Consider the following 25,441-nt stretch of genomic DNA (forward strand, 5'->3'; position numbering starts at 1 on the left):
GTGGGTGAGCGGCCAATTCAACTGGATGACAGCTGGCTCGGCGAGCTGCAGGGCGAGTTTGAACAGCCGTACATGCAGCAGCTGCGCAGCTTCTTGCAGCAGGAGAAGGCTGCCGGCAAGACAACCTTTCCGCCTGGGCCGCAGGTCTTCAATGCGCTCAACTCTACGGCGCTGGATCAGGTGCGGGTGGTGATCATTGGTCAGGACCCCTATCACGGCCCGGGGCAGGCTCACGGGCTGAGCTTCTCGGTGCCGCCCGGTGTGCGCACGCCACCGTCGCTGCAGAATATTTTCAAAGAGATCAATCGCGATCTGGGTTTACCGATTCCGCCCCACGGCTGTCTGCAGTCCTGGGCGGAGCAGGGTGTTCTGCTGCTCAATGCGGTGCTGACGGTTGAGCAGGCGCAGGCCGGGTCCCACGCCAAGCGCGGTTGGGAGCGTTTTACCTCAAAGGTGATTGAGGTGGTCAACGCGCGGCGCGAGCACTGTGTGTTCCTGCTGTGGGGCAGCTACGCCCAGCGCAAGGGCGAACAGATCGATCGCGAACGTCATTGTGTGCTGACCTCGGTGCATCCTTCGCCGTTGTCCGCCCATCGCGGATTTATCGGTAACGGCCACTTTTCCGCCGCCAACGACTATCTTGTCAGTCATGGGCAGGCACCCATTGACTGGGGTCTGCCTGATCTTCCCCGTTAGCCCCCGGGGCCAGGCTCGCGGCGGCGCACGCCTGCCGTCGGGTCGCTCCGGCGTGAGTTGGAGACTGTTATGGAGCATGCACTGCAACCCTATACCGCGCTTGTACCGCGCACCGACAAACTGGTGGTGCAGAAGGCCGGCCATACCGCGCTGGTTACCATTGATAACCCGCCGGCCAATACCTGGGATTCCGACAGCCTGCACGGCTTGCCCGAGCTGCTGCATCATCTGAACGCCGATCCGGATATCTACGCGCTGGTGCTGACTGGCCGCGGCGAGCGTTTCTTTTCCGCGGGCGCCGATCTGAATATGTTTGCTGACGGTGATGCGGCGCGGGCGCGGGAGATGGCCCGTCTGTTTGGCGCAGCCTTTGAGGCGTTGCGCGATTTCTCCGGCGTCACCATTGCGGCCATCAACGGCTATGCGATGGGTGGCGGCCTGGAGTGCGCGCTGGCCTGTGATATCCGCATTGCTGAGCGGCAGGCGCAACTGGCCTTGCCGGAGGCCAGTGTCGGACTGTTGCCCTGCGCTGGTGGCACTCAGGCTCTGGCCTGGCTGGTCGGAGAAGGTTGGGCCAAGCGGATGATTCTCTGCGGCGAGCGGATTGATGGCGTGCGGGCCGAACGTATCGGCTTGGTACAGGAGTGCGTGGAGCAGGGGCAGGCGGTGGCGGTGGCACTACGCCTGGCAGCCCAGGTGGCACGTCAGAGTCCGACCGCAGTGGGCTACTGCAAGCAGCTGATCCAGGGTGCCCGCAACCAACCGTTGAACTCTTTGCTGGCCAGTGAGCGCGAGCACTTCGTTGACCTGTTCGAGCTGGAGGATACCGTGGAGGGGGTTAACGCCTTTCTGGAGAAGCGACCGCTGCGGTGGACGCGGCGGTGAGTGGCTGCTGGCTCAGGCCAGCAGCTGCATGGCGGCTTCCATCTCGGCAGACAGGTCTTCGTCTTCCTGTTCGTCGGCCGGGTTCAAACCGAGCTTGGCAAAGGCGCTGATGCCGCTCCAGTCCATTTGCGCGTACGGGTGCTGGGTGCCGGACAGTGACTGCAGCATGGCCACCTGCACAATGTCGGCGTAGTCAACACTGGCTGAGTTGCGCTGGAAGTCCAGATGCTCGGACGGTACGTGACGCAGCGGCTCGGGGAAGTCCCAGGCCTGCAGAATGCGATCGCCCAGCAGCGGGTGAATGCGGTCGATAACCAGGTTCAGGCTGATGGAGTCGCGCAACAGCTGGCTGTTCTCTTCGGCGTAGCTAAGAATCGGCAGCACGCCAATCTGGTGGACCAGGCCAGCCAGTGTGGCCTGATCGGGCTTCAGACGGGTGTAGTGACGGCACAGCACATGGCTGATGCCAGCCACTTCTGTGCTGCGCGTCCATACCTCACGCATCTTGCGGTCAATCACGTCAGAGGTCGCCTGGAACATCTGCGACATCGCCAGACCGGTTGCCAGGTTGGCGGTGTAGGCGATGCCCATGCGGTTCACGGCCATCGACAGGTCGGTGATTTCTTGGCGGCTGCGCAGTAGCGGACTGTTGACCACCTTGATCAGGCGGGCGCTGAGGGCGGCGTCGTTGCTTATTTCGCGCACCAGGTCGGGAATGCTGACGTCCGGGTCTTCGGCGGCCTCTCGCACCCGTAGTGCAACCTCCGGCAGGGTGGGTAGTACCAGCTGATCTTTCTCGATGGCTTGCATCAGCTCATCATGGACGCGTTGGGCGAGGTCGGTCATGTCATGTCCCTTGGTGTTCTATTGTTCGGCTTCAGCGCTGGTCAGTGCCTGCTCGTAGGGTAGCTCACTGAGCGTCAGTAGCGGGCCGTCGCTGGCGGCCAGGCTTAACGTCGCCAATTGTGCTGCATCCTTCTGCAATACGGCCAGCAGTTCGACTGCCTTGGATCCGCGCGCGGCGATTACGACGTCGCCCACGGCTTTGCCGCTGTCGCGATCGATAATCTCGGTGCCCGGCTTGGGCGGTGCGTCGCCAGCCATCAGCAGGCGGTACATGCGACGCTTGAGTTTGCCCAGGTACTGCATGCGAGCAACGATCTCCTGGCCGGTGTAGCAGCCCTTGCGGAAGCTGACGCCGCCCAAGTGTTGCAGATTGAGCATCTGCGGAATATAGCTTTCGAGGGTCGGCCCGGTCACTTGGCCGATGCCGCTCTGGATTTGGCGCAACTGCCACTGGTTGGCGCTAACCAGTGAAGCGTGGGCGGACAGCTTCGCCAACAGGGCAGGCGCATCGGCAATCGGCGTCCAGACGGCATAGGCCGCGCCCGGCAGGCGCAGGGCGACGCTGTTGCCCGTGCGGCTGATGCCGTTGTCTTCGGCAGGTGGCTGGAGGCCGGCCGCATGCAATGCCTGTTCGGCTTGCTCGCCCCATAGGCCGAAGCCGGCCCAGTTGTCGCTTTGGTCCGCCAGTTGGCATTGGCGGTAAAGTGCGGCGTATTTGCCGAGATCGGCCAATTGCGGGGCAACCAGCTCGCGCGCCAGACTCAACAGCATGCCGTCGGTGGTTCGCCAGATGCGGAAGCTGGACTGCATGCGGCCCTTGGGGCTGCAGCGCGCGCCGAGGCTGCTGTGATCCTGGTCGAGCTGGCGCAGGTCGCAGGTGATTTGGCCCTGCAGGAATTTGTCGGCATCGCTGCCGGTCACACTGATCAGGCCCTGATGGTCGAGCAGGCTCAGGCCTGTCGCGAAGTCGCTGCTGTCGCTCGCCTCGGCAAAGTGGCTGGCAAGCTCGGCGTGTAAGGTCATACCGTCGTTGTTCCCTTGGTGTGTGGTGATACATGATAGGGTGCGGGGCGGGTGCTTGTCAGGCGCCGCTTGCTGCTATCTTGCCGTTATAATGAGAATTGCAATGCGCAGTTCAATTCTCAGCTTGTGGAGTTGCCGATGTCGGCCGATATAGAAATGAAACGTTTGTTCTGGCACAGCCGTCGCGGCATGCTGGAACTGGATGTCTTGCTGGTGCCCTTTCTGCAGGAGGTGTATCCGACGCTGGACGAGGCTGATCAGGCGCGTTATCGCCAACTGCTGGAGTGTGAGGATCAGGACATGTTCGTCTGGTTTATGCAGCGTGGCGAGCCGGATGACCCGGAGCTGCGTCACATCGTGAGGATGATTCTGGACCGTGTACAGCCAAACTGAATATCTGTTGCTGCAACGCCAACCGTCCCGCTGGATGGCCTTTTTGCTGCTGCTCAGCGGGCTGTTGGCGTGTCTGGGCGTATTCAATAGCGCCTTGACCCTTTGGCCGAGCTTGCTGTGTGTAGCGCTGGTGCTGCTGTATGGCGGTTGGGTCTGGCCGCGTCAGGTGAGTTTGCGACACCCGCACTCGGTGACCGGTTTGCGCTTTGACAGCGAAGGTTGGCACATCCTGCGCCGTGACGGTTCGGAAGTGGCGGCGCGCCTGCTGGCTGATACCTATGTCAGTGCCATGCTGACGGTGGTCAGGCTGCGCGAGCAGGGTCGCTGGTGTCCGGTGTCCGTCGTCTTGCCGGCCGACGCCGCGCCGGAAGAAAGCCTGCGTCGGCTGCGCCTGCGTTTGCGCTTCAGTCGTCAGCGTTGGGTGGTGGCAGAATAGTATCCAGCGCTTGCTCCAGCTGCGCCGGGTAGTCCAGGGTGTAGTGCAGGCCGCGGCTCTCGCGGCGCTGCATGGCCGAGCGAATGATCAGGTCGGCGACCACCGCCAGGTTGCGCAGCTCCAGCAGGTCCCGGCTGACCCGATAATTGCTGTAGAACTCGTGGATTTCCGCCAGTAGCAGGTCAACGCGGTGTTTCGCCCGTTGCAGTCGCTTGGATGTCCGCACAATCCCCACGTAATCCCACATGAAGCGCCGCAGCTCATCCCAGTTGTGGGAGATGATCACGTCCTCATCCGAGTCGGTCACCTGGCTTTCATCCCAGATCGGCAGCTCTTGCGGCATGGCGCTGTCTTGCAAGCGCGCCAGAATGTCCTGGCTGGCGGCACGGCCGTACACAATGCATTCGAGCAGCGAGTTGCTGGCCATGCGGTTGGCGCCGTGCAGGCCGGTGAAGCTGGTCTCGCCAATGGCGTAGAGTCGGGTGAGGTCGGTGCGCCCGCTGCTGTCGACCATTACGCCGCCACAGGTGTAGTGGGCCGCTGGTACGACCGGTATTGGTTCGCGGGTGATATCAATGCCAAATGCCAGGCAGCGTTCGTGCACAGTCGGGAAGTGACTACGGATAAAGTCGGCCGGCTTATGGGTGATATCCAGGTACACACAGTCCAGACCCAGGCGCTTCATTTCATGGTCGATGGCGCGGGCCACGATATCGCGCGGTGCCAGCTCGGCGCGCTCGTCAAAGCGCGGCATAAAGCGCTCGCCATTGGGCAGGCGCAGCAGGGCGCCTTCGCCGCGCAGGGCTTCGGTGATCAAAAAACTCTTGGCCTTGGGATGGTACAGACAGGTCGGGTGGAACTGGTTGAATTCCATGTTGGCCACCCGGCAGCCGGCGCGCCAGGCCATGGCGATACCGTCGCCCGAGGCGCTGTCCGGGTTGCTGGTGTACAGGTACACCTTGCTGGCGCCGCCCGTGGCCAACACGGTAAAGCGTGCGGCGACAGTTTCGACGTGCCCGCTTGAGCGGTTCAGGATGTAGGCGCCCAGGCACTCGTTGCCGCTGCGGCCCAGCTTTTTGCTGGTGATCAGGTCAACCGCCACGCGGTTATCCAGTAGCTCGATATTGCTGTGCTCTTCGGCCCGTTGCAGCAGTGTGTTGAAGATGGCTGCGCCGGTGGCGTCAGCGGCGTGGATGATGCGGCGATGACTGTGGCCGCCCTCGCGGGTCAGATGGAAATCGTCGCTCTCGCTGCCATCCGAGCGTCGCTCGCGGGTGAAGGGTACGCCCTGTTCGACCAGCCAGCCGATGGCGTCGGCGCTATCGCCAACAATCTGCCGTACAGCGTCTTCGTGACACAGGCCGCCGCCAGCGATCAGGGTGTCCTGGACGTGCGCGTCAACCGTGTCGGCATCGTCCAGCACCGCTGCTACACCGCCTTGGGCCCAGAAGGTGGAGCCCTCGGATAGCTGTCCTTTGCTCAATACGGCTACGCGTAGATCGCTGGCCAGGTGCAGAGCTAGGGTCAGGCCGGCGGCGCCGCTGCCGATGACCAGTACGTCGTATTGGCGTTGTCGCGTCATATCTTTATTCAGCTGCTGGATGGTCTGGGTGCTCAAGTGGCGCCCAGACAGGTGTCTTTGGCAGTATGCATACGACCGAAGGTGTTGCGGAAAACGGTCGTGGGCGCTGGCTTCGGCCCCCTTTTACTTGCGCAGGGGAGGCGTGTGGATAAGGCCGCGCTTGCCTAGTATATAGAAGCGCGCTGCCGCACAATACTGTCTCCCATGGGTGAGGGCCTGATGGTTTGCTTGCTGGCAGGATGCTGGCATTGTGCGCTCACATGGGAACTTTTTGTCATTTATGACGTTCCTACTGCTGTACCTGAGTGAGGGGAGAACTTTTGGTTACAACTTGTGTCTACGATAACGACGCGAATCGCGGACCCTGCAGAGTGATTTCATTATGACAGGGCAGAGCGATCAGCAGTTGGTTGAGCGTGTTCAGAAAGGCGACAAGCGTGCCTTTGATCTGCTGGTTCTTAAATACCAGCACAAGATTCTCGCATTGGTGACGCGTTTTGTGCATGACAGCCATGAAGCGCAGGACGTGGCTCAAGAAGCGTTCATCAAAGCCTATCGCGCGCTGGCGAACTTTCGTGGTGATAGCGCGTTCTATACGTGGCTGTACCGCATTGCGATTAACACCGCAAAGAACTACCTGGTGGCGCGCAATCGTCGGCCGCCGGATTCGGATATCGCCGCAGATGAGGCGGAGTATTACGAAGGCGACAGCATCCTGAAGGATATTCACTCGCCTGAACGCGAAATGTTGCGCGACGAAATCGAGCAGGTAGTGAACAAAACCCTCGAACAGTTGCCTGATGATTTAAGAACAGCGTTAACCCTGCGTGAGTTCGAAGGGTTGAGCTATGAAGACATTGCCAACGTGATGGCCTGCCCGGTCGGCACCGTCCGCTCCCGGATCTTCCGGGCGCGGGAGGCAATAGATAAAGCCCTGAAACCGTTGCTTGAAGCATGATCGGCAACAGGGTGCAACGCAGTGAGCCCTTGGGGCCAACAGCAGAGGTATAGCAATGAGAAACGAAGTCTTGCAGGAGTCTCTTTCCGCTCTCATGGACAACGAGGCTGATGAACTGGAAGTGCGCCGTGTTCTCCAGGCAGCTGATCAGGATCCAGCACTGCGTAGTACCTGGGCGCGCTACCAGATGGCTCGCTCGGTCATGCACAAGGAGCCCTGGCAGGGTTCGGTAGACCTGTCAGCTGGCATCGCTGCAGCGCTACAGGATGAGCCGGCGTTGCACCTGGAATCTGGGCAGGCGGCGCCTGTTGCCGCTCAGGGATCTGTGTTGTGGCGCAACCTCGGTCGGGTAGCCGTGGCGGCATCCGTGACCTTGGCCGTGCTGGTAGGCGTGCGGATGGTCAATCAGGGTGATGCGCCGACGCAGCCGATGACTGCGGCCAGCAGCCCTGCGCCGTCTATGCTGCAGGCTAATCCGGCTGCACGCTCCGGTGCGGTATTGGCCGGCTACTCGCAGACCGGCACTGCCGCCGCCGAGCCGCTGGCGCCTGCGCAAGGTCCCTCGGCCTGGCATGAGCAGCGCATTAGTCGCTACCTGCGTGAGCACGCCGAGGCTGGTGCCCAGTTCAATACGCCGCAGCTGGTGCCTTATGCCCGCGCAGCGAGCATGGAAGGTCGCTAGTGGTGAAATGGTCGCGACACCTTGCCTGTTGTTCTGCCGCGGTGCTGATGGCAGCGCCGCTGGCTCAGGCCAAGGATGCAGGACAGTTGTTGCGCGGCATGGCCGACGCGGTTGATCAGCAAAGCTATCAGGGAGCGTTCGTTTACGAACGCTCCGGCAGTTTCAGTACCCACCATATCTGGCGTCAAACTGACGACGACGGCGTGACCGAACGTCTGCTCCGGGCTGATGGAGAGCCCCAGGAGTGGTTGCGCCGCGACGGTCGTTTGCAATGCGCCAGCTCCTATTTCGCGGTGTCCGACTGGCAGGGGGCTGCTTCTCAAGCGGTTGACCCGGCACGTCTGCAGCGCTGGTATGCGCTTGAGGTGCTGGGTAGTACGCGGGTGGCAGATCGTCCTGTCACCGTGGTGGCGCTCAAGCCCCGAGATGTCTTTCGTTATGCCTATGAACTGTATCTCGACGATGAAACCGGTCTGTTGCTCAAGTCATTGTTGATCAATGAGCGCAATGTGCTGCTCGAGCGCTTTCAGTTCGTCGATGTGAATTTCTCCTTGCCAGATGACGCGCTGGAGGTTGGTTCTCGCTGCCTGCCATTGAATGCTGCGCAGCCGGAAAAGCTCGTGGATGCCTCTGACTGGCAGCCAGGCTGGTTGCCGCCCGGCTACACCGCAGGTGACTCGATGGTGCGCGCTCTGGCGTCCGGTGAGCCAGCTGTGATGACCCGGGTGTACAGCGATGGCTTGGCGCGCTTTACCGTGTTCGTCGAGCCGCTGGGTGAGGAGCGCCCGGCGGACAATCTGGCGGCGCAACTCGGCCCGACAGTGGCGATCAGCCGGAGACTCCAGGTCGAGGGGCAGACCTATCTGGCCACGATCGTTGGTGAGATACCGCCAGCAACTGCTGAGCGCATCGCTGCTTCCTTTCCTCACGCCGCCGTTTCGGCAGAGGCGTTGCCGTGATTGAGGAGCGGGGGCGGGTGTTGAGTGTGGAGCCCGGCGCGGTCTGGGTGCAGACCATGCGCAGCAGCACCTGTGGAAGTTGCGCGGCCAAGGCTGGTTGCGGGCAGGGGTTGCTGCAACGACTGGGTGCCGGCGGGCGAATGGGGTTTGTACGGGCCCTGACGGAACGTCAGTGGCAGGTTGGGGATGAAGTGTTGATCGGCGTGCCCGAAGACGCCCTGGTGCGCGGCGCGCTCTGGGTTTATCTGGTGCCCTTGGCGTTGTTGTTTGCTGCCGCGCTGGCAGTGCAGGGGATAGGTGGCTCCGAGCCGCAGGTCATTTTGGCCGCGCTCCTCGGCCTGAGTTCAGGTTTTGTACTGGTCCGTTGGCATGGGCAGCGCGCCCGCCACAACCCGCAGCTGACGCCGCAGGTGCTACGCGCCGCCAGCCTCGATGGGGTGCCGCTGACGAACCTGTGAAGTGCGATGTTCCTTGAGACAAGTGAGGAGAATACGGGCGTATGTTGTCGCTGAGACGTTTGGCCCTGGTGGCTACAAGTATTTGTGTAATGAGCTGGCAGTCGCTGGCATTGGCGGTGGACCTGCCGGACTTTACCGAGCTGGTTGAGGAAGCATCGCCAGCGATTGTTAATATCAGCACACGGCAAAAGGCAGCTAGCCAGAATGTGGTGCAAGGCATGCCTGATCTTGAGGGGATGCCGCCGCTGTTTCGCGAGTTTTTTGAGCGCAGCTTTCCCCAAGCGCCTTCCCCGCGCGAGCGAGAGACTCCGCAGTCCCTCGGTTCCGGTTTTATCATCTCCCATGACGGCTATGTGTTGACCAATAATCATGTGGTCGCTGATGCCGACGAGATTTTTGTGCGTCTGTCGGACCGCCGTGAACTGCAGGCAGAACTGGTCGGTGCCGATCCGCGTTCTGATCTGGCGCTGCTGAAGATCGATGCCGGCGGCGACCTGCCGGTGGTCAAGATTGGCAAGTCGGCCGAGCTCAAACCCGGTGAGTGGGTGCTGGCGATTGGTTCGCCCTTCGGTTTCGACTACTCGGTTACGGCCGGTATCGTCAGCGCCAAGGGGCGCAGTCTGCCGAACGAGAACTATGTACCGTTCATTCAGACTGATGTGGCGATCAACCCGGGTAACTCCGGTGGCCCGCTGTTCAATCTGGAGGGTGAGGTTGTAGGCATCAACTCCCAGATATTTACCCGCTCGGGCGGCTTTATGGGCCTGTCGTTTGCCATTCCGATGGATGTCGCGATGGATGTGGTCGCGCAGATCAAGGACAGCGGCAGTGTGCAGCGCGGCTGGCTGGGTGTGGTGATCCAGGAGGTCAACAAGGATCTGGCCGAGTCGTTTGATCTGCCCAAGCCCGCCGGTGCACTGGTTGCCCAGATCATGCCGGGCGGCCCGGCAGACAAGGGTGGTCTGAAAGTCGGTGACGTGATTCTTGAGTTCAATGGTCACGAGGTGGTGCGTTCCTCTGATCTGCCCCACGCTGTTGGGCGTGTCCGCCCGGGCGCCGAGGCGTCGCTGGTGGTGATGCGTGACAAGGAGCGCAAGACCCTGCGCATGGAAGTGGGTGCGCTGCCCGATGATGATAACGTTGCGGCGCTGGCCAGTGATGCGCCGGCCCAGGCGACCTCTTCCAACCGTCTGGGCGTCACGGTGGTCGAGCTGAGCGACGAGCAGAAGAAAAATCTGGATATCCACTCTGGCGTGGTGGTGCGCGAAGTCATGCGGGGTCCGGGTGCCATGGTTGGTCTGCGTCCGGGTGACATCATCACCAATCTCGACAACCAGTCGGTGGACTCGGTCGAGACGTTCACCCAGATTGCTGGCGAGCTGCCGGACAATCGCTCCATCTCGATGCGCGTGATTCGCCAGGGGCGCGCCAGCTATATTACCTTCCGTCTGGCGGAGTGATCCGCTCTGTTGGCCGGTTATCGGTGGTAGCAAGCTCCCGATGACCGGCCCTGGCGGCGATAGCGACATCGCCGCTAATCAGGTACACTCGCCGGCTGTTTTGGGGACTCTTCCCCGTCATCGCCATGTCTGGCAACCCTGTCTGGATGATCCGCGCCGTGAGTGACCTGAGCCTGATTCGCAACTTTTCCATTATTGCCCACATCGACCACGGCAAGTCGACGCTAGCTGACCGCTTTATTCAGCTGTGCGGTGCCCTGAGCGAGCGGGAAATGGAGGCTCAGGTGCTGGACTCCATGGATCTGGAGCGTGAGCGCGGTATCACCATCAAGGCGCATAGCGTCACGCTGTATTACACCGCTAAAGACGGCAAAACCTATCAGCTCAACTTTATCGATACCCCCGGTCACGTCGACTTTCACTACGAAGTCAGCCGCTCGCTGGCAGCCTGTGAGGGTGCCTTGCTGGTGGTGGACGCCGCCCAGGGTGTTGAGGCGCAATCGGTAGCCAACTGCTACACCGCGATTGAACAAGGCCTGGAGGTCATGCCGGTCCTCAACAAAATCGACCTGCCGCAGGCAGAGCCTGAGCGGGTCAAGGGTGAGATCGAGAGCGTTATCGGCATCGATGCAACCGACGCAGTGGCCTGTTCGGCCAAGAGCGGCATTGGCGTTGAGGATGTGCTTGAGGCGCTGATCAAAACCATTCCCGCGCCTGAGGGCGAGATCGAATCGCCCTTGCAGGCGTTGATCATTGACTCCTGGTTCGACAACTATCTGGGTGTGGTGTCGCTGGTGCGCGTCAAGCACGGCCGCATCAAGAAAGGTGACAAGGTGCTGGTCAAGTCGACTGGCAAGTTTCACCAGGTCGACAGCGTGGGCGTGTTCAGCCCCAAGCACACCGAAACCGCGGACCTGAAAGCGGGCGAGGTAGGCTTCATCATCGCCGGTATCAAGGACATTCACGGCGCGCCGGTAGGCGACACCCTGACCCTGTCGGCAACCCCAGACGTAGCCCCGCTGCCCGGTTTTCAGAAGGTCAAGCCGCAGGTGTATGCCGGTCTGTTCCCGGTTAGCTCTGATGATTTTGAGGATTTTCGCGAGGCGTTGCAGAAGCTGACTCTCAACGACGCCGCGCTGCAGTTCGAGCCAGAGAGCTCCGAGGCACTGGGCTTTGGTTTCCGCATCGGCTTCCTGGGCATGCTGCACATGGAGATCATCCAGGAGCGCCTGGAGCGCGAATATGACCTGGATCTGATCACCACGGCACCGACGGTGGTGTTCGAGGTAGTGAAAAAAGGTGGCGAGATCATCTACGTCGATAACCCTTCACTGCTGCCTGACCCTTCGGTCATCGAAGAAATGCGCGAGCCGATTGTGCGCGCCAACATTCTGGTACCGCAGGACCACCTGGGCAGCGTGATTACCCTGTGCGTCGAGAAGCGCGGCGTGCAGCATGACATGGTTTTTCTCGGCACGCAGGTTCAGGTTACCTATGATCTGCCGATGAATGAGGTGGTACTCGACTTCTTCGACCGGCTAAAGTCGGTCAGCCGCGGCTATGCCTCGCTGGATTACAGTTTTGATCGCTTCCAGGCGGCCAAGTTGGTGCGTCTGGATATCTTGATCAATAGTGAAAAGGTCGACGCGCTGGCGTTGATCGTGCACCGTGACAACGCAGCCTACAAAGGTCGCCAGCTGGTCGAGAAGATGAAGGACCTGATTCCGCGTCAGATGTTTGATGTGGCTATTCAGGCAGCGATTGGCGGCCAGATCGTCGCCCGTTCGACGGTGAAGGCTCTGCGCAAGAACGTATTGGCCAAGTGCTACGGCGGTGATGCCAGCCGTAAGAAGAAGCTGCTGGAGAAGCAGAAGGCCGGTAAGAAGCGCATGAAGCAGGTAGGTAGTGTGGAAATCCCGCAGGATGCATTCCTCGCGGTGCTCAAGGTCGACAATTAGGGACGGTAAGCTCGAACGATGATGCATCTCAATTTTCCGCTGGTGCTGGTTATCGCGGTCGCAGTCAGCGGCTTTCTGGCGTTGCTGGACCGGGTGCTATTGGCACCGCGTCGTCGTCGTGCTGTTGCCAGCTACGAGGCTCAGGTTGATGTGGCTGATCCGCAGACTGTCGAGCGGCTGGAAAAGGAACCGCTGCTGGTCGAGTACGGCAAGTCGTTTTTTCCGGTCCTAGCCATTGTGCTGGTGCTGCGCTCCTTCCTGGTTGAGCCGTTCCAGATTCCGTCCGGCTCCATGAAGCCCACCCTCGAGGTGGGTGACTTCATTCTGGTCAACAAGTTTGCCTACGGTATTCGTTTGCCGGTGATCGACACCAAGGTCATCCCGATTGGTGATCCGCAACGGGGCGATGTCATGGTGTTTCGCTACCCGAATAACCCGTCGATCAATTACATCAAGCGGGTTGTTGGCTTGCCGGGTGATCACATTCGCTATGCGGGCAAACAGTTGTATATCAACGGCCAGAAGATTGAGCACGAACTGGTCGAGATTGTGCCGGATGATGAAGTGCCCGCTGGCCATCCTTTACAGGCGATGGCAAATGCAGCCATTTATCATGAGCAGTTAGGCGAGGCCAGCCACCTGATCCGTCAGAAGCAACTATCGCAAGCACCCAAGCCGAACGAGTGGGTGGTACCGCAGGGATATTACTTCATGATGGGCGACAACCGTGACAACTCGAACGACAGCCGCTATTGGCAATCAGCTGAAATGCCGCAAGAGTTGTGGGGAATGGTTCCAGACAACTATATTGTAGGGAAGGCTTTTGCCGTGTGGATGCATTGGCCGGAGCCCAAGCTCAGCAACTTGCCAAGTTTCTCGAGCGTCGCCCTGATCCATTGAGGGTGCCAGACAGGACATAACATCAACAACGGACTATGAGGTAATTATGCGCCACTCCCAGAAAGGGGCATCCTTCTTCGGCTGGTTGGCGGTCATCGCCCTGCTTGTTTTCGGCATGGTCATTGCGATGAAGCTGGTTCCCATCTACATGGATCATTACTCTCTGCGCAATATCATCACTACGGTCAATGAAGACCCGAGCGTGAAGATCAACTCCCTGCGCGACCTGAACAGCTACATCCAAAAGGGCATGCAGCTGAACAGTATCCGCGACATCGACGCCAAGGAAGCGATCGAGACCACCCAGAGTGGTCAGAATGCCTACACCGTGGTGCTCAAGTACGAAGTGCGCGCGCCACTCCTCAATACAGTGGACCTGTTGGTGCACTTTGACGAAACCTTTATTGTCAGACCTCTCAAGTGAGCAATAAGCTAGACCGACTCGAACGTAAGATTGGCTATACATTCAAGGACCAGGAGCTGCTGCTGCTGGCCTTGACCCACCGCAGCCTGGGTGGCCGTAACAATGAGCGCCTAGAGTTTCTGGGCGACTCGATCCTCAATTTCGTCGCCGCCGAAATGCTCTTCCAACACTTTCCCCAAGCCCGTGAAGGGCAGCTTTCGCGCCTGCGTGCACGGCTGGTGAAGGGCGTCACCCTGGCCGAATTGGCCAAAGGGTTTGAGCTGGGCGAGTACCTTCGCCTGGGCTCAGGCGAGCTGAAAAGTGGTGGCTTTCGCCGTGAGTCGATTCTGGCGGATGCCACCGAGGCAATCATCGGTGCCATTTATCTGGACAGCGGGCTGGAGGTGGTGCGCGAGCGCATCCTGCACTGGCTGACGGGCCACATTGCCGACCTGACGCTGGTCGACAACAACAAGGACCCGAAAACCCGATTGCAGGAATTTCTGCAGTCGCGTCAGGCTGACCTGCCGCGTTATGAAGTGATTGAGAGCAGCGGCGAAGCACATTGTCGTACCTTCAAAGTAAATTGTCAGATTGCCCTGCTGGCCGAACCCACCTTTGGGGTTGGCAGTAGTCGCCGTCTGGCCGAACAGCAAGCAGCGCAACAGGCGCTGATTGCCCTTGGCGTGGAGCGAGCCGATGACTGATGCCATTTCCCGTTGCGGCTACGTTGCCATCGTTGGCCGCCCCAACGTCGGCAAGTCGACCTTGCTGAACCATATTCTCGGTCAGAAGCTGGCCATCACCTCGCGCAAGCCGCAGACCACCCGCCACACCCTGCTCGGCATCAAGACCGAGGCTGAGGTGCAAGCGATCTACGTCGATACCCCCGGCCTGCACAAGGAAAACGAAAAAGCGCTCAATCGCTTCATGAACAAGAGCGCCAGCCAGGCGTTGCGCGATGTCGACGTTGTGCTGTTTGTGGTCGACCGTCTGCGCTGGACTGATGAAGATCAGATGGTGCTTGAGCGTGTGCAGTACGTCAGTTGTCCGGTGCTTATTGTGGTCAACAAGCTCGACCGGATGGAAGACAAGAACGAGCTGCTGCCCCACCTGGAGTGGCTGACCCAGCAGTTGCCCCAGGCTGAGGTGGTTCCGGTGTCCGCGCTGCAGGGGCGCAATATCGATCGTCTCGAGTCGTTGATTGCCGAGCGCTTGCCGGAAAGCGAACACTTCTATCCCGAAGACCAGCTGACCGATAAGAGTTCGCGTTTTCTGGCGGCAGAGCTGGTACGCGAGAAGGTGATGCGTCAGTTGGGCGCCGAGATTCCCTACCAGGTTGCGGTCGAGATCGAGCAGTTCAAGCAGGAAGGGCGCATTCTGCATATTCATGCGCTGATTCTGGTTGAGCGTGATGGTCAGAAGAAGATCATCATTGGCGACGGTGGCGAACGTCTGAAAAAAATCGGCCAGGAAGCGCGGCTCGATATGCAGAAGCTGTTCGGCAGCAAAATCATGCTCAACCTCTGGGTCAAGGTGCGCCGCGGCTGGTCTGATGACGAGCGTGCGCTGGGCTCGCTGGGTTATCGCTTCGACGACTGATATCGATGTCCGCACCGTTGCAGCCTGCTTATGTGTTGCACAGTCGGCCGTATCGCGACACCAGCGCGCTGGTTGACCTGCTCAGCCTACGTGACGGGCTGCAGCGTGTGGTCTGGCGAGGCGCGCGCGGCAAGGGGCGTGGCACACGGCCGCAACCCTTTGTACCCCTGCTGGTCAACTGGTACGGTCGGGGCGAGCTGAAGACCTTGCAGCAGGCCGAAGTGGCTGGTGCGCACGCACGCTTGCAAGGTGATGCACTGTTTAGTGGTCTCTATCTTAACGAACTGCTGGTGCGCCTGTTGTCATCAGGTGACGCGCAAACCCTGCTATTTGCCGCGTATCAGCACGCGCTGGAACAACTGGCGGCGCCGCTGGAAAGCGTTGAGCCGGTGCTGCGCAGTTTTGAATGGCAGTTACTGCAGCTGCTGGGTTACGGTTTCAGTTTGCAGGAGGATGCTTGGCAGCAGCCGTTGCTGGCCCATGGCAGTTATGCCTGGAGCGCCGAGCAGGGCCTGTATTCGGTGCCTTCTGGCAATAACGGCGCCTTGCCGGGTGCCGGTCTGCTAGCCATGGCCGCTGCCGACTGGGAGCATCCCGATGCCCTGCCGACCGCCAAGCGGCTGATGCGTCAGGCATTGGCGGTACACCTTGGCGGACGTCCGCTGATCAGCCGTCAGCTGTTTGCAGCCGCTCGTGGTAGCGGCCAATCCTGAATCTTTTGACGGCGCCGGTGGCGCTGTTGCGACCTAATGGAGAGTTTTGCATGAGTCAGTCAGACCGGGTGCTGCTGGGCGTCAATATTGATCACGTGGCCACGCTGCGCCAGGCGCGCGGCACGCGCTACCCTGATCCGGTGCAAGCGGCCATCGAGGCAGAGCAGGCCGGCGCCGACGGTATTACCGTGCACCTGCGTGAAGACCGGCGGCATATCCAGGAGCGCGATGTGCGCCTGCTGGCAGAGGTGCTGCAGACACGGATGAACTTTGAAATGGCGGTGACCGATGACATGGTCGCCTTTGCCGAAGAGATTCGGCCGGCGCATGTTTGCCTGGTGCCCGAGCGGCGCGAGGAACTGACCACTGAGGGCGGTCTGGACGTTTGCGGTAACGAGGCCCGGGTACAGGCAGCCATCGAGCGCCTGGCTGCTGCAGGGTGTGAGGTATCGCTGTTTATCGATCCGGATGCGCGTCAGATTGAAGCGGCCAAGCGCCTCGGCGCGCCGGTTATCGAATTGCACACTGGCCACTATGCCGACACCGAAGGTGCTGAGCAGCAGCAGGCGCTGTTGCGCATCCGCGAATCGGTCAACTATGCCCTCAAGCTGGGGCTGGTGGTGAACGCGGGGCATGGGTTGCACTATCACAATGTGCAGGCCATTGCGGCTATCACCGGTATCAATGAACTGAACATTGGCCACGCGATCATTGCCCGCGCGCTGTTTTCTGGCCTGGCGGGCGCGGTGCGCGACATGCGACAGCTGATTCAGGAATCGTCGCGCCAATGATTCGTGGCATCGGCACCGATCTGGTTCTGGTCAGCCGCATCGAAGCGGTGCTGTCTCGCCAGGGTGAGCGCTTTGCACGGCGCATTCTCACCGCCGACGAATTTGCTCGTTTTGCTGAGCATGGGCAGCCCGCCCGTTATCTGGCCAAACGCTTTGCCGCCAAGGAAGCTATTCTCAAGGCGCTGGGGACCGGCCTGGCTGGTGGCCTGTCCTGGCAGCATATGCAGATTGACCGGGACGCGCTGGGTGCACCGCAGGTGGTACTCAGCGGTGTGGCCGCCGAGCGGCTGGCGGCTGGTGGTGGCGGCCGCATGCTGTTGTCGCTGAGTGATGAGCGCGAACAGGCGTTGGCGTTTGCAGTCTGGTCACTTAGCTAAAACGTCAATAGACCCTGGCTTCCTGCAGTCGCTCTATCGCTTCCAGCAGGCGTTGAATGTCCTCCTCGGCAGGCGCTTTTTGCTTAAGCCGGGTTTCTGCCTGCAGGCAACGACGGCGCAGCTCAGGGACGCCGCAGTAGCGCGTCGCGCCGTGCAGTCGGTGTACGGTCTCTAGCAAGCGCTGCTGATCGCCGTGCTGCAGGCTCTGCTCGATGGCGTGGCGGTCGCCCGGCAGGTTCTGCAGCAGCATTTCCAGCATGTCACGCGCCAGGTCGGCCTTGCCCGCTGCCAGACGCAGCCCTTCCTCATGGTCCAGTATCGGGTTGCTGACCGCTGCCCCCGGCGCTTGGCTGGCCGGCGCTGCATCCGGGTGCTGGAGGTCACGCCCGGTCCACTTGCGAATGCTGTCGCGCAGTTGCTCAGGACTGATGGGCTTGCTCAAGTAGTCGTTCATGCCGCATTTGAGCAGCTTGCGGCGCTCTTCGGCGAGGGCGTGTGCGGTCAGCGCAACAATGGGCGTGGGTGCCTGCTCGCTTAGCTCTTCGCGCAGGCGAATCTCCTCGGTGGTTTGGCGCCCGTCCATGCCAGGCATCTGTACATCCATGAAAATCAGGTCAAAGCGCTGTTCATCCAGCACTGCCAGCGCCGCCTCGCCACTGGCGACGGCGCGTACGCGGGTGCCCATTTCCAGCAAGAAGGTTTCCACCAGCTTGAGGTTGGCCGGGTTGTCATCGACACAGAGGATGGTCACGCTGTCCGGGTTGGCGCGGCGCTCCTGCTCTGGATCGGTTTTGGGGCTCGGCTGGCCGATCGCGCGCGGCTGGAGCAGTTGCGCGGTAGCGCGAAACAGTTTGCGCATGCACAGCGGCCGGGAGAGTACAGCGCAACTGCCCTCGGGCAATTGATCGAGCTGGCTGGACTGGGCTACCGCATTGACCAGCAGTACGCTGTGGCAGCCTTGTTCACTCCAGCGTTGTATGTGGGCCATGCTGTCTGCCAGGCCGTGCTCGCTGCTTTCGCTGCTCAGCAGCACGAGTTGGGGCGCCTCGCCCCCGGTGCCCTGCACTGCGTTGTTTAGGGCGGCCAGGCTGGGCACGATATGGGTTTGCAGACCCAGGTCTTCGAGGGCATGCAGGAGCGCCTGACGGCTCAAGGGGTTGGGCTCAAACACAACGGCGCGCCGGCCTTCGAGGGGGCGGCTGGGCAGGTCGTCGTCAGCCTGGCTAGATTTGTTCAGTGCCACCGTCAGCCAAAACTCCGAGCCGGCGCCGGGTGTGCTGTGCAAGTTGATCTCGCCGTGCATCTGCTCGACCAGACGCTTGGTAATCACCAGCCCCAGGCCGGTGCCGCCGGTCTGGCGGGTGGGTGAGTTGTCGATTTGACTGAAGGCGCGGAACAGGGACTTTTGCTGCGCCTCGGATAGCCCTACACCGGTATCGGTGACGCTGATGCGCAGCACTGCGCTGCTGTCATTATCTTCCTCCAGCATGACGCGCAGGCAGACGGAGCCCTCGTGGGTGAACTTGATGGCGTTGCTCAGCAGGTTGGAGAGGATCTGCTTGAGCCGCAATGCGTCGCCGCTGAGCCCCAGCGGCACGTCGCGGTAGATCAGGCTGACCAGTTCTATCTGCTTCTGGTGCGCAGCCGGCGCCAGCATGGTCAGGGTGTCCTCGATCAGGTCACGCAGGTTGAAGGGCATGTTCTCCAGCACCAGTTTGCCGGCTTCAATTTTCGAGAAGTCGAGGATCTCGTTGATGATCTCCAGCAGGCTGTTGGCCGATTTGCTGATGGTGTCCAGGTATTCGTTTTGCCGCGGCGTCATCTCGGTGCGTTGCAGCAGGTTGCTGAAGCCCAGAATACCGTTCAGCGGTGTGCGCAGCTCATGACTCATGTTGGCGAGGAACTCGGACTTGATGCGGCTTGCCTCCTGTGCGGCCTTGCGCGCCATGTCCAGCTCGATGTTCTGCACCTCGATGGTTTCCAGCGTCTGACGCAGGTCTTCGGTGGCCTGCTCGACGTTTTGCTGCAGCTCGCCCTGGGCGCTTTGCAGTGCCTGGGTCATGGTGTTGACACCCTCGGCTAGGTCGTCCAGCTCGCGGGCGCCCTGGCGGGGCAGGCGCACATCCAGCTGGCCCTTGCTGATGCGTGCGATGGCCTGGTTGATCTCGACGATCGGGTCGATGATGTGCCGCCCCATGGTGCTGACCATCAGTCCGGTAATCAGCAACCCGAGCAGGATCAACACCAGTGTGGTCAGCAGGGTCTGATAGCTGCGCAGCTGGGTGTTACCATGGCTCAGTTCCACCTCCAGCCAGCCAATCAGCGCATCGGCTTCCAGGTCGCTGCGGTCTGCGGCGCTGAGGAGTTCCGGGCTGGCCTGCAGGGGCAGGATAAAGCGCGTGCTGCGCTCCCCGGTGCGGACCTGCAGGCCGGTGCCAGCGGCCAGCGGGCTCTCTGGAAGCGCACGGTTGGCGACCAGCATCTGTGGGCCGCTGTGCTCCAGCAATTGGTTGTCGGCATCGTAGAGTGCTGCAGCGCGTACGTCCTGATAGTTCAGGGTGTTGGCCAGGGTGGTGCGCAGACGTTGCGGCTGACCGGCCAGTAAGGCTTCGGTGGCTGGGCGCTGCAGGTGTTCGGCGGTGAGCTGGCCGCGTTCGAGCAGTTGCTTTTGCAGGTCGCCAAGGTGTTGCCAGCTGAAATAGATGCCAACAGCTGCCGCCAGGATGCCGGCGGGAATCAGGGTCATTAGCAGGAGTCGGGCCTTGATGCCGATTTCATTCATTTGGGGGCAGTCCCATTTTCTTGTTCAGGCGCCCGCTCTCGGACTGGTGCCTGGCAGGGCGTAAAATGCGCAGTTTGGTGGGCCAAACTACGTCGTTGCCGGTATCATAGGCCGCCTGAGAAAAAAGCACAGCCTTGCCGGCCCAACTAGTCGTGGGTCAAGGCGCCACGGTGATTCCATGACCCAGCATTACCCGACCATCGCCGATTGTATCGGCAATACCCCGCTCGTCCGCTTGCAGCGCCTGCCGGGCAACACCAGCAACACCATCCTGGTCAAGCTGGAGGGCAACAATCCCGCCGGCTCGGTGAAGGATCGGCCGGCACTGTCGATGATTGAGCGCGCCGAGGCGCGCGGCGACATTCAGCCCGGTGATACGCTGATCGAGGCCACCTCCGGTAACACCGGTATTGCGCTAGCCATGGCGGCGGCCATCAAGGGCTACCGCATGGTGCTGATCATGCCGAACAACATGAGCGCCGAGCGCAAGGCCGCAATGACCGCTTATGGTGCGGAGCTGATCGAGGTTACCCAGGCTCAGGGCATGGAAGGGGCGCGTGATCTGGCGTTGCAAATGCAGGCCGACGGGCAGGGCAAGGTGCTGGATCAGTTTGGCAATCAGGACAACCCTGAGGCGCACTATCAGGGCACCGGCCCCGAGATATGGCGCGATACTGGCGGCACGGTGACGCACTTTGTTAGCTCCATGGGTACCACAGGCACCATCATGGGTACGTCACGCTACCTCAAAGAGCAGAATCCGGCGATTCAGATCGTTGGCCTGCAGCCTGTCGAAGGGGCTGCAATTCCTGGCATCCGGCGCTGGCCGAAGGAATACCTGCCGACCATCTTTGATGAGACCCGAGTCGATCAGGTGATTGACATGGGGCAGCAGGAAGCCGAAGTCACCATGCGCCGGCTGGCGCGCGAAGAGGGCATTTTTTGCGGCGTGTCCTCTGGTGGGTCGGTGGCCGCTGCGCTGCGTCTCAGCGCCGAGGTTGAGAACGCCGTTATTGTTGCCATCATCTGCGACCGGGGTGACCGCTATCTGTCCACCGGCGTATACGACGGTCAGGCATGAAACGCGGTCGCGGGCGCCCGCGCTCAGCGCCGGCGGCTGATGCGCCTGCGGCGGTAGGGCAGCGGATTGAGCTGACTCTGGAACGCCTGACCCACGACGGCCGCGGCATAGGTCGTTGGCGTGGTCGCACCGTGTTTGTAGAGGGTGGATTGCCCGGCGAGCAGGTGCAGGCTCGCGTGTTGCGCGCGCGCAGCAAGCTGATCGAAACACGCCTGGAAACCGTGCAGCAGCCCAGCCCATTACGTCAGCCGCTTCGTTGCATGCATGCCGAGCTGTGTGGCGGCTGCAGCCTTCAGCATATGTCCCACGGACAGCAGCTTGAGATCAAGCAGCAGGCGCTGGCGCAGCAATTGCAGCACTTTGCCCAGCTGACGCCACAACAGTGGGCGCCGACCCTTGAGGGCCCTGCCTATGGTTACCGTCAGCGGACGCGGGTAGCCCTGCGCTGGGACCGTGCTCGCCGGCAATTGGATGTTGGCTTCCGGCAACGGGCCAGTAGCGAGCTGGTCAACGTAGAACAGTGCCCTGTTTTGGTGCCTGAGCTGGAGGCCGTGCTCAAAACCTTGCCTGTGGTGCTGCGAAGCTTGCAGGCGGTTGAGGCGCTGGGCCACGTCGAGTTGATTGGGGCCGAGCATCCGGCCTTGGTGCTACGCCACCTGCGCCCGTTGTCAGAGGCTGACCGCCAGCGCCTTCTTGCCTTTACGGCGGAGCATGGGTTGGGGCTTTGGCTGCAAGGGGAAGAGGCCGCGCAGGGGCTGGCTGGCGCGCTGGAACCCGCCTATCGGCTGGCTGATCAGCAGCTGACGTTGGGTTTTGCCCCCGGGGACTTTACCCAGGTGAACCCGCAGATCAACCAGGCGATGGTCAACCAGGCGCTGGCGTGGTTGGCTCCAGGGCAAGGCGAGGCGGTTCTGGACCTGTTCTGTGGGGTTGGCAATTTTGCCCTGGCGCTGGCCCGAGCCGGCGCTGAGGTGACGGGTATCGAAGGTAGCGTGGAAATGGTAGACCGGGCCACGGACAATGCTCGGAAAAACGGCCTTGATCAGGTGCACTTTTTGGCAGCCGACTTGTCGAAGCCCCTTGAAGTGCCGCCGGGCTCTCCACGGTTCACGGCAGCGTTGCTTGATCCGCCGCGTGACGGCGCCGAGCAAATGGTAGGTGATCTGGCCGCGCTGGCGGTCGAGCGAATACTTTACATTTCCTGCAACCCGGCAACGCTGGCGCGGGATGCAGGCATTTTGGCAGGCAAGGGCTACACCCTGGTTCGGGCGGGCATCATGGATATGTTCCCTCAAACCGCCCATGTCGAGGCCATGGCACTGTTCCGGAGGCAATAGATCGCCGCCGGGCGAGGACAAGAAGATGGTACAGGTCAGAGCAGCACACCCGACCAATCAGGATGGCAGCGTCAATGTCGACGCATGGATAGCACGGATCGGGGAGCGCACGCAGCTTGTCGATCCGCAGATTCTGCACGAAGCCTGTGAGTGGGCCCAGGAGCTTGAGCAGGCGGCCATTGATGCGGAGAACATCTGGGCTGACGGCGCGAGCAGCTACCGCACGGGCCTTGAAATGGCCGAGATTCTGGCTGATCTCAAACTCGATCAGGACTCGCTGGTCGCCGCCGTAGTCTATCGCGCGGTGCGTGAGCGCAAGACCGATCTGACCGAGGTGGAGCGCCGCTTTGGTCCGGCGGTTACGCACCTGGTGGACGGCGTGCAGCGCATGGCCGCCATCAGCGTGTCGCAGAACCCCGGTAATACCGCCAGTTTCAGCCCCCAGGCGCAGGTCGAGAACCTGCGCAAGATGCTGGTGACGCTGGTGGACGACGTGCGTGTGGCCCTGATCAAGCTGGCTGAGCGCACCTGCGCCATCCGTGCGGTCAAGGACGCGCCGGAGGAGAAGCGTTATCGCGTTGCCCGCGAGGTATTCGATATCTACGCACCGCTGGCCCACCGTCTTGGCATTGGTCACATCAAGTGGGAGCTGGAAGACCTCTCCTTCCGTTATCTGGAACCGACCCAGTACAAGCAGATCGCCAAGCTGCTCGATGAGCGGCGTCTTGATCGGCAGCAGTATATCGATGCCGTGATGGCCCAGTTGCGCAAGTCCCTGGAGGAGGCGTCCATCTACGCCGACATCACTGGCCGGGCAAAACACATCTACTCGATCTGGCGCAAGATGCAGCGCAAGGGCATCGACTTCAGCCAGGTTTATGATGTGCGCGCGGTGCGTATCCTGGTGCCGCAGGTGCGCGACTGTTACACCGCGCTTGGTGTAGTACACAGCCTTTGGCGGCATATTCCCAACGAGTTTGATGATTATGTCGCCAACCCCAAGGAAAACGGCTATCGCTCCTTGCACACCGCAGTGATCGGTCCTGAGGGCAAGGTGCTTGAGGTGCAGATTCGCACCCAGAGCATGCACGAAGAGGCTGAGTTGGGTGTCTGCGCGCACTGGCGCTACAAGGGCACCGATCTGGACAGCAACTCCAACGCCTACGAAGACAAGATCGCCTGGCTGCGCCAGGTGCTCGAGTGGCACGAGGAAATGGGTGATATCGGTGGTCTGGCTGAGCAGCTGCGCGTCGACTTCGAGCCAGATCGCATTTACCTGTTTACCCCGGACGGTCACGTGCTCGACATGGCCAAGGGCGCTACGCCGCTGGACTTTGCCTACCGGGTTCATACTGAAATTGGCCATAGCTGCCGGGGCGCCAAGGTCAACGGCCGCATCGTGCCGCTCAACTATGTGCTGCAGACCGGCGAGCAGGTCGAGATCATCACCGGCAAGCAGAGTGGTCCGAGCCGCGACTGGCTGAACCCCAATCTCGGCTATCTGAACACCTCGCGGGCGCGCGCCAAGGTGCAGCACTGGTTCAAGGAGCAGGCGCGTGAACAGAACGCCCAGGCCGGCAAGCTGATGGTCGAGCGTGAGCTGACACGTATGGCACTCAATGGCGCCGACTACGCTCAGCTGATTGATCGCCTGGGGCTCAAGAGTCAGGAAGACCTGTTTGTTGCCGTTGGTTCGGGCGACATGCGTCTGGCGCATGTGGTCAACGTGGCGCAGCAGCTGGTCGAGCCGGATCGGCACAGTGAGCAGCTGGAGCTGATTCCCAAGAAGCCCAGCCGCAATGTGGGCCGCCGCGGCGATGTCTACATCCAGGGCGTGGGCAACCTGATGACCCAGCTGGCGGGCTGCTGCCAGCCGGTGCCGGGTGACCCGATCATCGGCTACATCACCCTGGGCCGCGGCGTTACCGTGCACCGCGCCGATTGTGCCAACGCGATGCAACTGCAGGACCGCGACTCCGAGCGCCTGATCGAGGTTAGCTGGGGTGGGGCGCCGGTGCAGACCTATCCGGTGGAGATCTACATCAAGGCTTATGACCGCTCCGGTCTGCTGCGCGATGTCTCGCTGTTGCTGGCTAACGAGAAGATCAACGTGCTGGAGGTCAGCACGCGTACCAACAAGGACGACAACTATGCGGCGATGCTGCTGACCATCGAGATTCCGAGTCTCAACCTGCTCAGCCGCCTGCTGACGCGCATCAGCCAGCTGCCCAACATTATCGAGGCGCGCCGCAACCGTCAGGAACACCGCGGATGAGCTATCAGCTGGACGACCTGCTTTATCTGATGCAGCGCTTGCGTGACCCGCAGCATGGCTGTCCCTGGGACTTGCAGCAGGATTACGCGAGTATCGTGCCGCATACCTTGGAGGAAGCCTACGAGGTTGCCGATGCCATTGAGCAGGGCGACTTTGACCAGCTCAGCGGTGAGTTGGGCGACTTGTTGTTTCAGGTCGTTTATTACGCGCAGCTGGCCCGCGAGGAAGGGCGCTTTGGCTGGGCCGAGGTGGTTGACGCTATCACCCGCAAGCTAGTGCGCCGTCACCCGCACGTGTTCCCTGACGGCAACCTGCATACGCCACCGGGTAGCCAGACTCTGGCGCCGGACCAGGTCAAGCGCCGCTGGGAGCAAATCAAGGCCGAGGAGCGGGCAGAGAAAGCGGCCCGCCCCGAACAGCTATCGCTGCTGGATGACGTGCCGGGGGCATTGCCGGCGCTGAGCCGTGCGCAAAAACTGCAGAAGCGCGCTGCCTCGGCTGGTTTTGACTGGCCGGAGGCGGCTCCGGTGGTCGACAAGATCAGTGAGGAGCTGGATGAAGTGCGCGAGGCGTTGGCTGCTGGTGATAGCGCCGCCGTCGCTGAGGAAATGGGTGATCTGCTGTTCTGCGTGGTCAATCTGGCCCGTCACCTTGGGGTGGACGCCGAAAACGCCTTGCGTCACGGCAATGCCAAATTCGAGCGGCGTTTCCGCTTCATCGAAGCGCAGTTAAGAGAGCAGGGCGCGACCGTCTCCGAACGCCCCCTGGATGAACTCGACGCCCTGTGGGACAAGGCCAAGCAGCAAGGTCTATGAGGGCGCAGTATCCCGCGCCCTAATCTGCT

The 25,441-nt window shown here is 61.2% G+C and carries 25 protein-coding genes; 21 read left to right on the forward strand and 4 right to left on the reverse strand.

Annotation, left to right across the window (positions count from 1 at the left end; all coding sequences use genetic code 11):
* Both ung and HV822_RS13305 read left to right on the forward strand, forming a co-directional pair.
* Positions 1 to 696, forward strand: coding sequence for a uracil-DNA glycosylase (gene ung / locus HV822_RS13300; protein WP_238870644.1), 696 nt, complete (start codon positions 1 to 3; stop codon positions 694 to 696).
* 69 nt (positions 697 to 765) lie between these two features.
* Complete coding sequence (locus tag HV822_RS13305; protein WP_238870645.1) at positions 766 to 1,581, forward strand: enoyl-CoA hydratase; 816 nt, start codon at positions 766 to 768, stop codon at positions 1,579 to 1,581.
* A 12-nt stretch (positions 1,582 to 1,593) separates the two neighbouring features.
* Here the strand turns inward: HV822_RS13305 and HV822_RS13310 are convergent, their stop codons facing one another.
* On the reverse strand, positions 1,594 to 2,427 hold the full coding sequence (locus tag HV822_RS13310; RefSeq protein ID WP_238870646.1) for an HDOD domain-containing protein: 834 nt from the start codon (positions 2,425 to 2,427) through the stop codon (positions 1,594 to 1,596).
* An 18-nt stretch (positions 2,428 to 2,445) separates the two neighbouring features.
* On the reverse strand, positions 2,446 to 3,450 hold the full coding sequence (gene ygfZ, locus HV822_RS13315) for a CAF17-like 4Fe-4S cluster assembly/insertion protein YgfZ (RefSeq protein ID WP_238870647.1): 1,005 nt from the start codon (positions 3,448 to 3,450) through the stop codon (positions 2,446 to 2,448).
* A gap of 138 nt (positions 3,451 to 3,588) precedes the next feature.
* Here ygfZ and HV822_RS13320 point away from each other — a divergent pair, with 138 nt between their 5' ends.
* Together HV822_RS13320 and HV822_RS13325 are read left to right on the forward strand one after the other, a co-directional pair.
* Positions 3,589 to 3,843 (forward strand): FAD assembly factor SdhE, encoded by a 255-nt coding sequence (locus HV822_RS13320; protein ID WP_238870648.1) that lies wholly within the window; start codon positions 3,589 to 3,591, stop codon positions 3,841 to 3,843.
* On the forward strand, positions 3,827 to 4,279 hold the full coding sequence (locus tag HV822_RS13325) for a hypothetical protein (protein ID WP_238870649.1): 453 nt from the start codon (positions 3,827 to 3,829) through the stop codon (positions 4,277 to 4,279). The genes HV822_RS13320 and HV822_RS13325 overlap by 17 nt, the downstream gene beginning before the upstream one ends.
* Here the strand turns inward: HV822_RS13325 and nadB are convergent.
* Positions 4,248 to 5,861: an L-aspartate oxidase gene (nadB, locus tag HV822_RS13330; RefSeq protein WP_238870650.1), complete on the reverse strand. Its 1,614-nt coding sequence runs from the start codon at positions 5,859 to 5,861 to the stop codon at positions 4,248 to 4,250. The two genes, HV822_RS13325 and nadB, sit on opposite strands and share 32 nt — an antisense overlap.
* A gap of 382 nt (positions 5,862 to 6,243) precedes the next feature.
* Here nadB and rpoE point away from each other — a divergent pair, with 382 nt between their 5' ends.
* The 13 genes from rpoE (at position 6,244) to acpS (ending at position 17,122) form a co-directional block, all read left to right on the forward strand.
* A complete protein-coding gene (gene rpoE / locus HV822_RS13335) occupies positions 6,244 to 6,819 on the forward strand; it encodes an RNA polymerase sigma factor RpoE (RefSeq protein ID WP_396264888.1) in 576 nt (191 codons plus the stop codon).
* A gap of 55 nt (positions 6,820 to 6,874) precedes the next feature.
* Positions 6,875 to 7,501, forward strand: coding sequence for a sigma-E factor negative regulatory protein (locus tag HV822_RS13340; RefSeq protein ID WP_238870651.1), 627 nt, complete (start codon positions 6,875 to 6,877; stop codon positions 7,499 to 7,501).
* Positions 7,502 to 7,503: 2 nt separating this feature from the next.
* Positions 7,504 to 8,460, forward strand: coding sequence for a MucB/RseB C-terminal domain-containing protein (locus HV822_RS13345; RefSeq protein WP_238870652.1), 957 nt, complete (start codon positions 7,504 to 7,506; stop codon positions 8,458 to 8,460).
* Positions 8,457 to 8,918 (forward strand): SoxR reducing system RseC family protein, encoded by a 462-nt coding sequence (locus HV822_RS13350; protein ID WP_238870653.1) that lies wholly within the window; start codon positions 8,457 to 8,459, stop codon positions 8,916 to 8,918. Before HV822_RS13345 ends, HV822_RS13350 begins: the two co-directional genes overlap by 4 nt.
* Before the next feature lie 89 nt (positions 8,919 to 9,007).
* Positions 9,008 to 10,378: a DegQ family serine endoprotease gene (locus tag HV822_RS13355; protein ID WP_238870654.1), complete on the forward strand. Its 1,371-nt coding sequence runs from the start codon at positions 9,008 to 9,010 to the stop codon at positions 10,376 to 10,378.
* A 158-nt stretch (positions 10,379 to 10,536) separates the two neighbouring features.
* Complete coding sequence (gene lepA / locus HV822_RS13360; RefSeq protein ID WP_238873610.1) at positions 10,537 to 12,336, forward strand: translation elongation factor 4; 1,800 nt, start codon at positions 10,537 to 10,539, stop codon at positions 12,334 to 12,336.
* Positions 12,337 to 12,357: 21 nt separating this feature from the next.
* A complete protein-coding gene (gene lepB, locus HV822_RS13365) occupies positions 12,358 to 13,236 on the forward strand; it encodes a signal peptidase I (RefSeq protein ID WP_238870655.1) in 879 nt (292 codons plus the stop codon).
* A 46-nt stretch (positions 13,237 to 13,282) separates the two neighbouring features.
* Positions 13,283 to 13,660 (forward strand): DUF4845 domain-containing protein, encoded by a 378-nt coding sequence (locus HV822_RS13370; protein WP_238870656.1) that lies wholly within the window; start codon positions 13,283 to 13,285, stop codon positions 13,658 to 13,660.
* Positions 13,657 to 14,346, forward strand: a complete 690-nt coding sequence (gene rnc, locus HV822_RS13375) for a ribonuclease III (RefSeq protein ID WP_238870657.1) — start codon at positions 13,657 to 13,659, stop codon at positions 14,344 to 14,346. The genes HV822_RS13370 and rnc overlap by 4 nt, the downstream gene beginning before the upstream one ends.
* Positions 14,339 to 15,241, forward strand: a complete 903-nt coding sequence (era, locus tag HV822_RS13380; protein ID WP_238870658.1) for a GTPase Era — start codon at positions 14,339 to 14,341, stop codon at positions 15,239 to 15,241. The genes rnc and era overlap by 8 nt, the downstream gene beginning before the upstream one ends.
* A complete protein-coding gene (gene recO / locus HV822_RS13385) occupies positions 15,241 to 15,954 on the forward strand; it encodes a DNA repair protein RecO (protein WP_396265162.1) in 714 nt (237 codons plus the stop codon). Before era ends, recO begins: the two co-directional genes overlap by 1 nt.
* Positions 15,955 to 16,004: 50 nt before the next feature.
* Complete coding sequence (pdxJ, locus tag HV822_RS13390; protein WP_238870660.1) at positions 16,005 to 16,745, forward strand: pyridoxine 5'-phosphate synthase; 741 nt, start codon at positions 16,005 to 16,007, stop codon at positions 16,743 to 16,745.
* Positions 16,742 to 17,122, forward strand: coding sequence for a holo-ACP synthase (acpS, locus tag HV822_RS13395; protein WP_238870661.1), 381 nt, complete (start codon positions 16,742 to 16,744; stop codon positions 17,120 to 17,122). Before pdxJ ends, acpS begins: the two co-directional genes overlap by 4 nt.
* A gap of 4 nt (positions 17,123 to 17,126) precedes the next feature.
* Here acpS and HV822_RS13400 read toward each other — a convergent pair whose 3' ends face one another.
* Complete coding sequence (locus HV822_RS13400) at positions 17,127 to 19,904, reverse strand: response regulator (RefSeq protein WP_238870662.1); 2,778 nt, start codon at positions 19,902 to 19,904, stop codon at positions 17,127 to 17,129.
* Positions 19,905 to 20,082: 178 nt separating this feature from the next.
* Between HV822_RS13400 and cysM the strand changes: the two genes are divergently transcribed.
* From cysM to mazG, 4 genes are read left to right on the forward strand one after another with little or no spacing between them, the layout of a single operon-like run.
* Positions 20,083 to 20,985, forward strand: coding sequence for a cysteine synthase CysM (cysM, locus tag HV822_RS13405; protein ID WP_238870663.1), 903 nt, complete (start codon positions 20,083 to 20,085; stop codon positions 20,983 to 20,985).
* Positions 20,982 to 22,322, forward strand: a complete 1,341-nt coding sequence (gene rlmD, locus HV822_RS13410) for a 23S rRNA (uracil(1939)-C(5))-methyltransferase RlmD (RefSeq protein ID WP_238870664.1) — start codon at positions 20,982 to 20,984, stop codon at positions 22,320 to 22,322. Before cysM ends, rlmD begins: the two co-directional genes overlap by 4 nt.
* A gap of 25 nt (positions 22,323 to 22,347) precedes the next feature.
* Complete coding sequence (gene relA / locus HV822_RS13415) at positions 22,348 to 24,597, forward strand: GTP diphosphokinase (protein ID WP_238870665.1); 2,250 nt, start codon at positions 22,348 to 22,350, stop codon at positions 24,595 to 24,597.
* Entirely contained in the window at positions 24,594 to 25,412 is an 819-nt protein-coding gene (gene mazG, locus HV822_RS13420) for a nucleoside triphosphate pyrophosphohydrolase (RefSeq protein WP_238870666.1), read from the forward strand. Before relA ends, mazG begins: the two co-directional genes overlap by 4 nt.
* Positions 25,413 to 25,441: the final 29 nt, after the last annotated feature.

It is taken from the genome of Halopseudomonas maritima, from assembly GCF_021545785.1.
Lineage (GTDB): Bacteria > Pseudomonadota > Gammaproteobacteria > Pseudomonadales > Pseudomonadaceae > Halopseudomonas > Halopseudomonas maritima.